At 69.4% G+C, this 13,464-nt stretch carries 11 protein-coding genes; 3 read left to right on the forward strand and 8 right to left on the reverse strand.

All coding sequences use genetic code 11. The features are described from left to right. Nucleotides 1-135 precede the first annotated feature (135 nt). Together AC5592_RS15765 and AC5592_RS15770 are read left to right on the forward strand one after the other, a co-directional pair. Nucleotides 136-1,956, forward strand: a complete 1,821-nt coding sequence (locus tag AC5592_RS15765; RefSeq protein ID WP_157121901.1) for an ABC transporter ATP-binding protein — start codon at nucleotides 136-138, stop codon at nucleotides 1,954-1,956. Next, nucleotides 1,953-3,755, forward strand: a complete 1,803-nt coding sequence (locus AC5592_RS15770; RefSeq protein ID WP_063064640.1) for an ABC transporter ATP-binding protein — start codon at nucleotides 1,953-1,955, stop codon at nucleotides 3,753-3,755. The genes AC5592_RS15765 and AC5592_RS15770 overlap by 4 nt, the downstream gene beginning before the upstream one ends. 12 nt (nucleotides 3,756-3,767) lie before the next feature. On the opposite strand, the gene AC5592_RS15775 is transcribed toward AC5592_RS15770, so the two are convergent. After that, nucleotides 3,768-4,244 carry a winged helix-turn-helix transcriptional regulator gene (locus AC5592_RS15775; RefSeq protein ID WP_051024768.1) on the reverse strand — a complete coding sequence of 159 codons (477 nt, stop codon included), beginning with the start codon at nucleotides 4,242-4,244 and terminating at the stop codon, nucleotides 3,768-3,770. Between the two features lie 77 nt (nucleotides 4,245-4,321). Between AC5592_RS15775 and AC5592_RS15780 the strand changes: the two genes are divergently transcribed. After that, a complete protein-coding gene (locus AC5592_RS15780) occupies nucleotides 4,322-5,182 on the forward strand; it encodes an enoyl-CoA hydratase/isomerase family protein (RefSeq protein ID WP_063064641.1) in 861 nt (286 codons plus the stop codon). 100 nt (nucleotides 5,183-5,282) lie between these two features. Here AC5592_RS15780 and AC5592_RS15785 read toward each other — a convergent pair whose 3' ends face one another. The 7 genes from AC5592_RS15785 to AC5592_RS15815 form a co-directional block, all read right to left on the reverse strand. Further along, on the reverse strand, nucleotides 5,283-6,317 hold the full coding sequence (locus tag AC5592_RS15785) for an aldo/keto reductase (protein ID WP_063064642.1): 1,035 nt from the start codon (nucleotides 6,315-6,317) through the stop codon (nucleotides 5,283-5,285). Beyond that, nucleotides 6,314-7,354 carry an aldo/keto reductase gene (locus tag AC5592_RS15790; RefSeq protein ID WP_063064643.1) on the reverse strand — a complete coding sequence of 347 codons (1,041 nt, stop codon included), beginning with the start codon at nucleotides 7,352-7,354 and terminating at the stop codon, nucleotides 6,314-6,316. Before AC5592_RS15790 ends, AC5592_RS15785 begins: the two co-directional genes overlap by 4 nt. A gap of 11 nt (nucleotides 7,355-7,365) precedes the next feature. Continuing rightward, nucleotides 7,366-8,709 carry an NtaA/DmoA family FMN-dependent monooxygenase gene (locus AC5592_RS15795; RefSeq protein ID WP_063064644.1) on the reverse strand — a complete coding sequence of 448 codons (1,344 nt, stop codon included), beginning with the start codon at nucleotides 8,707-8,709 and terminating at the stop codon, nucleotides 7,366-7,368. Then, nucleotides 8,706-10,043 (reverse strand): LLM class flavin-dependent oxidoreductase, encoded by a 1,338-nt coding sequence (locus AC5592_RS15800; RefSeq protein ID WP_063064667.1) that lies wholly within the window; start codon nucleotides 10,041-10,043, stop codon nucleotides 8,706-8,708. The genes AC5592_RS15795 and AC5592_RS15800 overlap by 4 nt, the downstream gene beginning before the upstream one ends. Before the next feature lie 103 nt (nucleotides 10,044-10,146). Beyond that, nucleotides 10,147-11,052, reverse strand: coding sequence for a LysR substrate-binding domain-containing protein (locus tag AC5592_RS15805; RefSeq protein ID WP_063064645.1), 906 nt, complete (start codon nucleotides 11,050-11,052; stop codon nucleotides 10,147-10,149). A gap of 102 nt (nucleotides 11,053-11,154) precedes the next feature. Next, complete coding sequence (locus AC5592_RS15810; protein WP_063064646.1) at nucleotides 11,155-12,771, reverse strand: dipeptide ABC transporter ATP-binding protein; 1,617 nt, start codon at nucleotides 12,769-12,771, stop codon at nucleotides 11,155-11,157. Continuing rightward, nucleotides 12,768-13,464, reverse strand: a 697-nt coding sequence (locus tag AC5592_RS15815; protein ID WP_157121904.1) for an ABC transporter permease, incomplete at its 5' end; no start/stop codon positions are given. The genes AC5592_RS15810 and AC5592_RS15815, both read right to left, overlap by 4 nt.

Raw genomic sequence — 13,464 nt, forward strand, 5'->3', positions numbered from 1 at the left:
ACCGATGGTGGTTTTGGAATCACGCCGATCAAGTTCGTTGCCATAAACAACGAACTTCGCGACAGTGGACGAATCGACAGATGAGGAGGTGCCGGTGGCACGCGTGGCAGATTCGGTGCACCGGCAGTCGGCTTCATGAGCATGGGGGGCAATCCCGTCCTGGCCGCGGCGGGGATCGAGACCGAGCGGGGCGCGAACACGCTGCGCCGCGGGCTGGCGAGCCTGGCGCGCGGCTGCCGCCGGCATCCGCGGATGGCGGCGATCGCCTTCTTCTGCAGCATCGTCAACGGCGGCTGCATGGTGCTGGGCGCCAAGGCGGTGGGCTGGTGTACCGACCACATCGTGGTAGCCGGATTCGCCCACCACGGATTCGGGTGGGCCGCCGGGGCCGTCGGCGCCGTCTTCGTACTCGGGGTCTCGCTGCTGCGAGCGGTCACCATCATCGGGCGGACGGTCGCGACCGGGAACATCCAGTTCGGGTCCACCGCGGCGGCCCGCAAGGCCGTGGTCGCGCAGTATCTACGCCTGGGTGTGTCCTGGCATCGGCGTCACCAGGCCGGATATCTCGTCTCGCATGCGGTTTCCGACACCGAGATGGCCTGGGATCCCATGCAGCACTTCCCGTTCGCCGTCGGCATGACCGGGATGCTGACGCTGGTGATGGTCGATATCGCGCTCGCGGACGCCTGGCTCGCGGTGATCGCCGTGATCGTCATACCGCTGGTACTGGCCGCGAATCTCACCTATCAGCGCGTGCTGGCACCGCGAGCACAGCGGGCCCAGCAGCAGCGCGCCGTACTCAGCGCTCTGGCGCACGAGGCGATCGAGGGCCGTCAGGTCATCGCCACCCTGGGCATCACCGACCAGGAGATCGCGCGGTTCGAGGCATCGGCCGACCGGCTGCGGGTGGCGAATCTGCGGGTCGGCGGCGCCACCGCGATCTTCGAACCGGCGATCGAGCTGCTGCCGCCGCTGGCCGCGCTGGTGATCCTCGCGGTCGGGGTCGGCCGCATCGAAGCCGGGCAGCTCGGCGTCGGCACGCTCGTGGAGGTCGTCTATCTGCTGATCACCACCGCGATCCCGCTGAACGTCCTGGCGCGCTTTCTCGGGGTGCTCCCCCTGGGCGTCGCCGGACAGGACAAACTGGCGGCCACCGCGGCCGAAACCGAACGCCCCGCGCAGGGGCGATGTCGGCCCGGACTGCCTGTCTCCGGAAGCGCGGTCCATCTCACCGCGGCCGAATTCGGCTACACCGCGGCGCGGGTGGTGCACGACATCGCGCTGCGTATTCCGCCCGGCGGCCTGGTCGCCGTCGTCGGCCCGACCGGCTCCGGGAAGACTACCCTGCTGGCGCTCATCGCCCATCTGCTGGAAGCCGACCGGGGCACGGTAGCCGTCGACGGCGTCGACACCCGCGAGCTCAGCACCGCGGCATTGCGCGATCGCACCGCCCTGGTGACCCAGAACGCCTTTCTGTTCACCGACACCCTGCGGGCCAACATCACCCTCGGCGCGACCGGCGGCGACGACGCGGTCCGGCGCGCGCTGCGTGTGGCCGGCGCCGACGATTTCGTCGCGGCACTGCCCGGCGGGCTCGACACCGTGGTATCCGAATCCGCGCAGCTGTCGGGCGGGCAACGGCAACGAATCGCTCTGGCCCGCGCGGTGTTTCGCCGACCGCGCCTGCTGCTGCTGGACGACACCACCTCCGCGTTGGACCCCTTGGTCGAGCACACCGTGGTGGAGCGGCTACGCACGGAATACGCGGGAACCGACCGGCACACCACCGTCGTGCTGGTCGGCCATCGGGCGGCGACGATCTCCCTCGCGGACACCGTCGTCTACCTCGAGGCCGGTCGCATCGTCGCGCACGGCCCGCACGAGGAACTGGCAGCGACCGTACCCGGGTATCGACATCTGCTCGGCGCCTACGACACGGCGGAGACTCTGCGATGACATCTGCTGTAACGCACCGTGATTCGATTCCCGCACTGCTGCGCCGGCTCGACCGCCACGCGCCCTTGCCGCGCCCCGCACTGCTGGGTATCGCGCTGCTGGTCGTGGTCGCCGGCGGCGGTCGCATCGTCATCCCGGTCACCATTCAGTACGCACTCGATCACGCCCTGCTCGCCGACACCACGCCGACCGCGCGGTCCCATATCGTGTTCGCGGCGGTCGGTGTCGGCGTGGTGGCAGTCCTGGCCGCGATGCTGAGCTCTTCGCTGGTGAACCGCCGCCTGATCCGGATCGTGGAACGATTCCTGTTCGAATTGCGCACCGCGGCCTTCACCCGCGTCCTGCGTCGTGATCCCGCCGACCGCGGCACCGATTCCGGCGGCGACCTGGTCGCCCGCGTCACCAACGACCTGGACATGGTGACGGTCTACGCGCAGTCGGGCGGAGTCACCCTGGTGCAGAACATCTGCCAGATGGTGCTGGCTCTGGCCGTGATGGCGGTGTACTCGTGGCCGCTGGCGGTGCTGGTGCTGATCATCGGCACGCTCGTCCCGATCGCCGGTCGCCGGTTGCAGCGACTGGTATCGCAACGCTTCGACGCGGTGCGCGTGCGCATCGGCGAACTGTATGCCGGACTACTGGAACTGCTGCTCGGCATCGACACCATCCGGGGCTACGGCATCGAGGAGCGGATGCGCGCGGGTACCGAGCGGCGCATCGACGCCGTCCTCACCGCACAGCGGAAAACCCTGTGGCCGGTCGGATTCAACATGTCGGTCGGTGAGTGGGCCAGCGGACTGATCACCACCTCGGTGATCGTGGTCGGCACCGCCGCGGGCATCGGCCCGCTGCACGCGAGCGCCGGTGACATCGTGGCATTCCTGTTCCTGGCCACCTTCTTCGTGCGGCCCATGCAGTTCGCCGTCACCAGCCTCGCCGATGCCCGCAACGCCGAGGCCGGACTGCGCCGGGTGGCGGCCGTTCTGGACACTCCGACCAGCTCGCGGACGCCCCGGCACACCACCCTTCCGCCCGGCGCGGCGACCGTCGAGCTGGCCGGGGTGACGTTCGGCTACGTGCCGGGAAGGCTCGCGCTGGGTCCGGTGAATCTGCGGATCGGCGCGGGTGAGCACGTCGCGGTCGTCGGCGAAACCGGTTGCGGTAAGTCCACATTCGCGAAACTGATCACCCGGCAGCTACTGCCCTCGGGAGGGCGGGTCGCACTGTGGGATATCGATACCGGCGACATCGACGGCGGGGTGCTCGCGCGGCGGGTGGCGATCGTGCCGCAGGATCCGTTCCTGTTCGACCGGAGCATCGAGGACAACATAGCGCTCGGGCGCGACGGCGCCTCCCGGGAGGCGGTGCTCGACGTGCTGGACCGGCTCGGCCTGCGCGAATGGATCGACCACCTTCCCGACGGCCTGCAGACAGTGGTGGGCCGCCGCGGCGAAGCGCTGTCGGCGGGTGAACGGCAACTGGTCGCCCTGGCGCGCACCGCCCTGACCGATCCGGATCTGCTGGTGCTCGACGAGGCCACCAGCGGCGTCGACGCGGCCACCGATGTGCGATTGCAGCGCGCCTTGGTGCAGCTGACCTCCGGCCGCACCACCGTCACCATCGCCCACCGGCTGCACAGCGCGGAGATCGCCGATCGAATCCTCGTCTTCCACGCGGGCCGGATCGTGGAAGACAGCCCCCACGAGCAGCTTTCGACCGCCGGAGGCCGCTACGCCAGGCTGCACGCCGCCTGGGCGCCCGATGCCGCGAACCGTTCCCGCGGGGAGCTCATCGGCTGAGCGCCGACACCCTCACTCCGGCCCGCCGGCGACCCGCCGAATCGATGCCCCGGCGATCACCTCGATATCGGCGGGATCGCAGGCGGGCGTGTCGGCGGGTACCACCGCGGCGACGACCTCTTGCCCGGTGCGGCCGTCGACAAGGCGCACCGGCGGGCCTTCCGGATCCGCGAGATAGCGGTCGCCCCATTGCGTCAGGCCCACGACCACGGGATACAGATCCCATGCCTTTTCGGTGGGCAGATACTCGTACCGTTCGCGCCGTCCGTCGGCACGGTAGGGCCGCCGCTCGGCGAGCCCCTGGTCGACCATGTCCGCCAGCCGCTTGCTGAGCACCGAGGTCGACACCCCCAGATGCTGCTGGATGTCTTCGAAACGCCGGACACCGTTGAACAGTTCGCGCAGGACGATCAGCGTCCACCGGCTGCCGACCACCTCCAGTGCGCGGACCACCGGGCAGTTGTCCAATCCGACCGATGCCCATTCCATGGCGGCGATTCTACCGGTTGAGTTCTGAATGCGAAGTCAGCTAGGGTCTGAGTTCTACAAAAGAAGTCAGGAGTGTCATGTCCGCTCACTTCACCGCTCTGACCGTCGATTCCGACCGCGGCGTCACCACCGTGACCATCGACCATCCCCCGGTCAATCTGCTCGACGAAGCACTGGTAGCCGACCTCGACCGGCTGCACACCGAATTGCGCGACGATCCCGGCACCCGGGTCGTCGTCTTCGCCAGCGCGAATCCGGAATTCTTTCTCGCGCACGGCGATATGCGTCTGGTCACCGATCCGCAAGCGCTCGAAACCTATGCCACCGGTCCCGGGCCGACGCTGCTCGAACGCTACCGAGCTCTGCCGCAGCCGACGATCGCGAAAATCACCGGACGGGCCCGCGGCGGCGGTGCGGAATTCCTGCTCGCACTCGATTTGCGTTACGCCGCAATCGATCACGCGTGGTTCGGCCAGCCCGAGGTGGCGCTCGGCATTCTCCCCGGTGGTGGCGGCACACAGCTGCTGCCACGGCTCATCGGCCGCTCCCGGGCGCTGGAGGTCGTCCTCGGGGCGCAGCTCTACGACGCGCGCACCGCCGAACGCTACGGCTGGATCGACCGCGCCCTGCCCGCCGATGAACTCGACGCCTTCGTCGACGACCTCGCCCGCCGCATCGCCGGTCATCCCCCGGCCGCGGTCGCCGCCGCCAAACGCGCCGTGCGGGCCGCGGGCGAGCTGCCGTTGACCGAGGGCCTGGCCGCCGAGCTCGAGCTGCTCATGCCGCTGTTCACCGGAACCGATGCGGTACAACGGTTTTCCGCCGCACTCGAGGCGGGCGCGCAAACCCGGGCCGGGGAGCTCGAGTTGGAAGAGTTGATCGAGCGCACCGGCTCGGCCACGCCACAACCGTCGCGCGGTCGTCACACCGGCGCCTGAACTAATCGTGCAAGCCTCGACGAGATTGCGAGAAAACTGCGCAACAGGGCCAAGTTTGCACGATTAGTTCAGGCCTCCCGAGGCGGCGGACCGAACCGCGTCAGGCCGAGCGGCGCAACGCCGGATCGGCGAGGGCGTCGGGGATCTTGCCGGTGTCGCGTTCGTGGAAATACGTACCGGGCGGGACGATCTCGTCGATCCGGTCCAGCACCTCGGATTCCAGCACCACATCGGCGGCGCGCAGGTAGGTGTCCAGATGCTCGCCGGTGCGGGGGCCGATGATGATGCCCGAGACGTCCGGATGCGAACCCGCGAAACCGATCGCCAGCTCGATCAGGCTCAGGCCCGATTCCTCGGCCAACCGGGCCAGCGCGTCGGCGGCGGCCAGTTTCGCCGCGTTGGCCGGGGCGTCGATATCGAAGCGGCCCGGGATCAGGTCCGCCCGCTGCGATGCCGGCTGGTCGGCGCCGATCCGGTACTTACCGCTGAGCCAGCCGGCGGCCAGCGGACCGTAGGTGAGGACGCCGAGACCGTATTTCCTTGCGATCGGCAGGGTTTCGCGTTCGATGCCACGGACCAGCAGCGAGTAGGGCACTTGTTCGCTGACCGCGCGGTGCCACCGGCGCCGATCGGCCGACCACTGCACCTCGATCAATTCGGCGGGCGAGAACACCGAGGTGCCGTAGTAACGGATCTTGCCCGCGCGCACCAGATCGTCGAGCGCACCCACGGTCTCGTCGATCGCGGTGATCGATTCCGGCCGGTGCACCTGATACAGGTCCAGATGATCGGTGCCCAAGCGGCGCAGCGAATCCTCCACCGCGCGCACGATCCAGCGCCGGGAGTTACCCCGATGCGACGGATCGTCGTCGACCGAATTGTGAAATTTGCTGGCCAGGATCACCTGGTCACGGCGACCGGCCAGCGCTTTGCCGACGATGATCTCCGATTCACCCCGCGAGTAGGTGTCGGCGGTGTCGATGGTGTTGATCCCGGCATCGAGTGCGCGATGGATCAGGGCGACGGATTCCTCGTGGCTGGTGTTGCCGCGCGCCCCGAAGTTCATGGCGCCCAGGACGAACGGGCTGATCCGCACGCCGGTGCGGCCGAGGGTGCGCAGGTCGGACAGGCTCATCGGCGGGCTCCTGGCTGGCGGCGGCGAAGGGTGGATTCGGTCAGTGACGGCGGCAGGTAGCCCTCGTCGGCGGGGCTGATCGTGACGCCGGGCGCGACGATCTCGTCGATGCGGTCCAGCACATCGGTGCTCAGGCGCACGTCGACCGCGCCGAGCTGGCCTTCGAGCTGGTCGAGGGTGCGTGGTCCGATGATCACCGAGCTCACCGCCGGATGCTGCAGGACGAACGCCAGGGCCAGGTGGACGAGCGAGAGCCCCGCCTCGTCGGCCAGTTTCGCGAGCTCCTCGGCCACGGCGCGTTTGCGCTGATTCACCGTCAGTGCCGGATCGTGACGATGCGGCTGGCGTTGCAGCCGTGAGGATTCCGGCGCCTGCCCACCGTCGCGGTAGCGTCCCGACAGCCAGCCACCGGCCAGCGGACTCCAGGTCAGCACCCCGAGCCCGTAGCGCTGGGCCACCGGCAGCGTGGCCCGTTCGGCACCGCGCGCCAGGATCGAATACGGCGGCTGTTCACTGACCGGCCGGTGCAGCTGCCGATCCTCGGCCACCCATTGGGCCTCCACCAGCTGATGGGGTTCGAACGTGGTGGTGCCGTAGTAGCGGATCTTGCCGGCTCTGACGAGATCGTCGAGCGCGCCCAGCGTTTCCTCCAGCGGGACGTCCGGATCGGGCCGGTGGATCTGATAGAGATCGAGGTGATCGGTGCCGAGGCGGCGCAGGCTGTCCTCGGCCGCGCGCAGAATCCAGCGGCGCGAATTGCCGCGGCTGTTCGGATCGGTGCCGATCTGCCCGTGGAATTTCGTGGCCAGGAACACCTCGTCGCGCCGGCCCGCGAGTGCCTTTCCGACGATCTGCTCGTTCTCGCCCTGCGAGTACACGTCGGCGGTGTCGACCACCGTGATGCCGGCGTCCAGTGCGCGATGGATGATCCGGATCGCGTCGTCGTGATCGCGGTTGGCCCAGGCGCCGAAGTTCATGGCGCCCAGGGTGAGTGGGCTGACCAGTACACCGGTGCGGCCCAGATAGCGGGATGTCATGCGGTGGTTTGTCACTTTCTGTCGGCGGCCGCGAGGGCCGGTGCGAAGGAATTCGACGGCTCCGCCAGCCCGAGGTGGTGACGCAGGGTGGTGCCGGTGTATTCGCGCCGGAACAGTCCTCGGGTGCGCAGCAGCGGCACCACCTCGTCGACGAAATCGGCCAGCGACGCCGGCAATACCGCGGGAATGATGGTGAACCCGTCCACCGCGCCGGCGCGAAACCAGCGCTCGATGTGGTCGGCGACCGCGTCCGGCGTACCGGCGACGACACGATGACCGCCGAGGAATTCGGTCAGCAACCGCCGCACGGTATATCCGGTTTCGGCGGCGTACCGGGTCAGCGAATAGAAGAAGCCCTGCGGGCCGATCCGCCCCTCGGGCAGTGTGAGCAACCGTGGCGGCAGCGGTGCGTCGAGATCGAGCACCTCGTCGGGATGTCCGAGCCAGGCGGCCAGCGATCGCACCGGATCGCTGTCGGGGTGCAACCGCTGCTGCAGCCGATCGAACGCCACCTGCGCCTCCCGCTCGGTCGAGCCCAGCACCGGGATCAGGCCGGGAAGAATCCGGACGGCATCCGGATCGCGGCCGGAAGCCGTTGCGGCGCTGCGGATCTCGGCGGCGAACTCCTGCGCCCCGGTCAGGCTCAGATGGGTGGTGTAGATCGCCTCGGCCCACGCCGCGGCGAAGGACCGGCCGGGCCCCGACGCACCCGCCTGCACGAGCACCGGCCGCCCCTGCGGCGAGCGCGGCACGTTCAGCGGCCCGGCGACCCGGTAGAACTCACCGTCGTGGTCGACCGCGTGCACCCGGGCCGGATCGGCGAACCGACCGGCGGCCTGGTCCCCGATGACGGCGTCGTCCTCCCAGCTGTCCCAGAGCCGGAGGGTGAGGTCGACATATTCGGCGGCACGCCGGTAACGCTCCTCCCGCTCGGGCAGGTCGTGGAGACCGAAGTTGCGGGCGGCATCCGGGGCGAAGGTGGTGACCACGTTCCATCCCGCCCGGCCGCCGGAGATCCGGTCCAGCGACAGGATCCGCCGCGCCAGGTTGTAGGGCCGGTTCAACGTCGTCGTGGCGGTGGGGATCAAGCCGATCCGCTCGGTACTCACCGCCAGAGCGGAGGTGAGCAGGATGGGATCGAGGGTGGCCGCCGGCGCGCGGGCGATCGACGGTTGCTGCACGGGGATGTCCGGGAACAGCAGCCCGTCCAGCGCACCTCGTTCCGCGATCTCGGCCGTCCGGCGATAGTGCGACAAACGGATGAAGGCGTCGGCGGGCAGATCGTCTTCGCGCCAGGCCGCGGGGTGGTAGCCGGAGCTGCCGACATTGACGAAGAAATGCAGTTCGCGCGTCATCGCGCCACCTCCGGGGTGCGGATCGGTTCCGGTATCGGCAAGCCGAGATGCGATCGCAGTGTGCTGCCGCGGTATTCGGCGCGAAAGACGCCGCGCCGCTGCAGAATCGGCACCACACCCGTCACGAAGTCGTCCAGGCCGCCGGGGAGCACATCGGGCATCAGGTTGAATCCGTCGGCCACCCCGGCCTCCACCCACTCGACGATGGTGTCGGCGACCTGCTCCGGTGTGCCGGTCACGATGCGGTGCCCGAGCCCGCCGCCGAGGCGCCGCAGCAGCTGCCGCACGGTCAGGTTCTCGCGACGGGCCAGGTCGACGGCCACCCGGCGGAAGGTGTGCGAACCACCCGCCGCCCGCGGATCGGGGAGGCTGTCGAACGGCAGCGGCGAATCCGGTTGCAGCACTTCCGGATCCACACCGAGTTGGTCGGCCAGACGATTGAGCGCGTATTCGGTGGGCACCAGTTCGTCCAGCAGGGCTCGGCGCTCGGCCGCCTCACGCTCGGTGGCGCCGATCACCGTGGACAACCCCGGCAGCACCAGGAAACTGCCGGGCGGACGGCCCGCCGCTGCCGCGCGCGCGGACACATCGCGTCGGTACTCGGACGCTTCGGCGACGGTCTGCGCGGCGGTGAAGATCACCTCGCCGACCGTCGCGGCGAGCGCCCGCCCCGCGTCCGAGGCGCCGGCCTGGACGATCACCGGCTCACCCTGCGGTGAGCGCGGGACGTTCAACGGCCCTGCCACATCGAAGAATTCACCGCGATGGTCGATCCGGTGGATGCGATCCACGTCGGCGAACCGGTGGGCCGCTTTGTCCCCGACGAGGGCGCCGGGTTCCCAGCTGTTCCACAGTTTGCGCACCACATCGACGAATTCGGCCGCGCGGCGATACCGCGTGGTGTGGTCGAATTCGTCGTCGTAGCCGAAATTGCGGGCCGATTCGGCGCCGGCCGTGGTGACCACGTTCCATCCGGCCCGCCCGCCGCTGAGCAGGTCCAGCGTGGCGAAGCGGCGCGCGACGTCGTAGGGATCGTTGTAGCTCGACGACAGGGTCGCGATCAATCCGATCCGTTCGGTCGCCGCCGCCACGGCGGCCAGGATCACCGACGGTTCCAGGCTGTTGAACGGCCGGAAACGGATATCGTCGCGGAGGGCGGGCCCGTCGGCGAGGAAGATCGCGTCGAACTTCCCGGCCTCGGCCGTCCGCGCGATCCGCACATAGTGGTCCAGGCCGAAACTCGCCTCCGGATCGGCCCCCGGGAAACGCCACGCCCCGCCGAAGACGCCCGCATTGAGAATATTGACATTGAGATGGACCTGGCGACGCGCCACGGTCACTCCTTTCCGGATCGCCGGCCCAGCAGCCGCGCGACCGTATCGGGATGAACGATTCCCTTCGACCTGCGACAGCTTCGCGGCGAGGCAGGCCGCGATGTCACGACGCCAGGCGCAGCGGCTGGGCGACCGAGCGCAGCGCGCGGATCGCCGCCGCCACGGCCGGTCGTTCCAGCGAGGCTTGCCGATATGTCACACCGACGTGCCGGACGCCGTTGTCGATCGAGCACGCGACCAGTCCGGTATGCCGGTCGGCGACCGAGATCTCCGGCACGATCGTCACTCCCAGCCCGTGCTCGACCATCTCGGCCATACCTTCGAAGCTTCCGCTGCGATGTTCGATCCGCGGCGCGAATCCCGCTTCCCGGCAGGCGAAATGCACCGACGCCACCGACGGCTCCCCGTCCAGGGCGGTGATCCAGTCGGCATCGCGAAGAGTGCTCAATCCGTGCTCCCGGACCCGCTCCCGCCACTGCGGCGGGGCGAGCAGGACCAGCGGGTCGCTGAACAGGTATTCCGAGGCCAGCCCCAGGGGCAGATCGCGGGACCGGAACGAATACGAATAGGTGATCGCCAGGTCCACGTCCTGCTGACGCACCGCCGGAACGGAATCCACCGGCCGCAGATCCACCAGCCGCACCCGCAGCCCGGGATGGTCGGCGCGCAGCCGCACGGTGACCGGCAGCGCCAAACGCATCTGAGCGGTGCGGAAGGTGGCGACGGTCAATACCCCGGTCACCGCCTCCGAGGTGGCGCTGACCGCGGATTCCGCCTCCTCCAGCGCTGCCACGATCCGCGACGTGTGATCCACCAGGACACGCCCGGCGTTGGTCAGCCGCAGTACGCGGCCCTCGCGGCGGGTCAGCACGACGCCGACCTCGTCCTCGAGGATGCGCAGTTGCTGCGATACCGCCGAGGTGGTGATGCCGTGCAGTTCGGACACCGCGGTCATCGTCGTATGTTCGGCCAGATCCCGCAGGAGGATCAGCCGTCGAATGTCGTACATGGTCCCTCGCTTCGACTGCGGGACATCCGGTGTTCATCATTGCCAGCGGGTGATCGTGGAGGAAATCCTTACGATCAGAACGATTCTGTGTAGCTGCCGGCCTCACGCCGGCACCGGCAGCCGTACCCGCGCCCCCGGCACCGCGGCCAGCAGCGTGCGGGTGTACTCCTCCTCCGGCGACTCGAAAACCGAAGTCACCGAACCTGTTTCGACCACCCGGCCGTTGCGCATCACGGTCACGTCGTCGGCGATCAGCCGCACCACACCCAGATCGTGCGTGATGAACAGATAGGTGAGGCCGTGTTCGGCCTGCAGATCGGTCAGCAGCTGCAGAATCTGCGCCTGTACCGACACATCGAGTGCGGAGACGGCCTCGTCGAGCACCAGGACGCGGGGTTCGGCGGCCAGCGCCCGCGCGATCGCGACACGCTGGCGCTGGCCTCCCGACAATTCGGCCGGACGCCTGCTCAGGTGTGCGCGGTCCAGCGCCACCGCGTACAACAGCTCGGCCACCCGCCGGCGCCTCGCCGCGCGGTCCCGGATCAGGCCGAACGCCTGCAGCGGCTCGCCGATGATCGAAGCGATGTCGAAGCGGGGGTCCAGGGAGGTGTACGGATTCTGATACACCAACTGGATCTGCCGGCGCAGCGGGCGCGGGCGGCGGCCCTGGCCGTCGACGCGGACGTCGTCCAGCCACACCGCGCCCGCCTCCGGGCGTTCGAGGCCCACCACGAGCCGGGCCAGGGTGGATTTCCCCGCACCCGACTCTCCGACGATCGCATGTGTGGTCCCCGCCCGCACCGCGAGCGATACCTCGTCCACGGCCCGCACTCCCCCGCCGAACCCCTTCGTCACCTCCGACAGCCGCAGAACCGGTGGCGCGGAGGCCACCTCGGCTCGGACGGGCGCCCCCGAGGAGGGCACGAGCCGCCCGGAATGCGCGGCGGGCGCCGCGGCGAGCAGCCGGCGGGTGTACTCGTGGCGCGGCGCGGACAGCACCGCGGCCGCCGCCCCCTGCTCCACGATGCGGCCGCGCTGCATGACCAGCAACCGGTCCGACCGCTCCGCCGCGACCCCCAGATCGTGGGTGACCAGCAGCACGCCCAAACCCAACTCTTCGCGTAATACCGTGAGCCGGTCCAGAATTCGCTTCTGCACGGTGACATCCAAGGCGGAGGTGGGCTCGTCGGCGACCAGCAGCACCGGATCGTTGGCCAGCGCGATCGCGATCAGCACGCGCTGTTTCATACCGCCGGACAATTCGTGCGGATACTGCCGGTACACCCGCTCCGGGGCGGCCAATCCCGCCGCCGCCAGCTTCTCGACGACCAGCTCACGTCCAGCGTCGGCGCGCCGATGCAGTCGCAGCGCCTCGAGCACCTGCCGGCCCACCGGTTTCACCGGATTCAGCGACGTTCCCGGGTCCTGCGGCACGAAGCCGACCACCGGGCCGCGCACCCGCGCCAGTCGCCGGTCACTCCACCGCGACACATCCTGTCCGCCGATCTCGAGTGCCCGGGCGCGCACCTGCGCGGCCGGCGGCAGGAGCCGGAGTGCGGCGTGGATGGTGGTGCTCTTGCCGGAGCCGGATTCGCCGACGATCGAGACGAATTCGCCGGCGGCGACCTCGAGCGACACCCCCGACACCGCGGGCGCGGCGGCATCGCGATACCGGACGGTGAGATCGTCGATCCGCAGCAGGGGTCCGGTAGTGCTCATCGTTGTTCTCCCAACGCGCGTCCGATTCGATTCACCGACAGCACGACCACGGCGATCAGTACGCCGGGGCACAGTGCGATCCACGGATAGGTGGCCAGGAAGTCGCGGCCTTCGGAGACCGCCAGACCCCATTCCGGCTGCGGCGGCGGTGCCCCGTAACCCAGGAAGCCCAGCGCGGCGACCGCCAGCACCGCGGTACCGCATTCGAGTGCCGCCAGCGAGAGCACCGCCCGGATCGAATTGGGCAGCACGTGCCGCACCACCACGCGGACGAATCCGGCTCCGGAGCCGTAGGCGGCGGCCACGAAATCACTGCCCGCCACGGTCAGGACCTGCGAGCGCATCACCCGGGCGAACGAGGCGACCGCCGAAACGCCCACCGCCAGCGCGATATTCACCGTGCCGAAGCCGAGCGCGGTGACCATTGTCATCGCCAGCAGCAAGGCCGGGATCGACAGCAGCACATCGACACAGCGCATGACCGCGGCGTCGGGCCGGCCGCCGACGATCCCGCTGAGCAATCCGATCAGGGTTCCGACCAGAAATCCGAGGGCGACCGCGAGCAGGGTCGCGGTCAGGGTGGTCGAGGTGCCGTAGATGGCGCGGGCCAGCAGATCCCGACCGAGCCGGTCGGTGCCGAACGGATGGGCGAACGACGGCGGCAGGAACCCTGAATCCGGGTCGCCCTCGACC

The sequence above is a fragment of the Nocardia violaceofusca NBRC 14427 genome (assembly GCF_963869435.1).
Lineage (GTDB): Bacteria > Actinomycetota > Actinomycetes > Mycobacteriales > Mycobacteriaceae > Nocardia > Nocardia aobensis.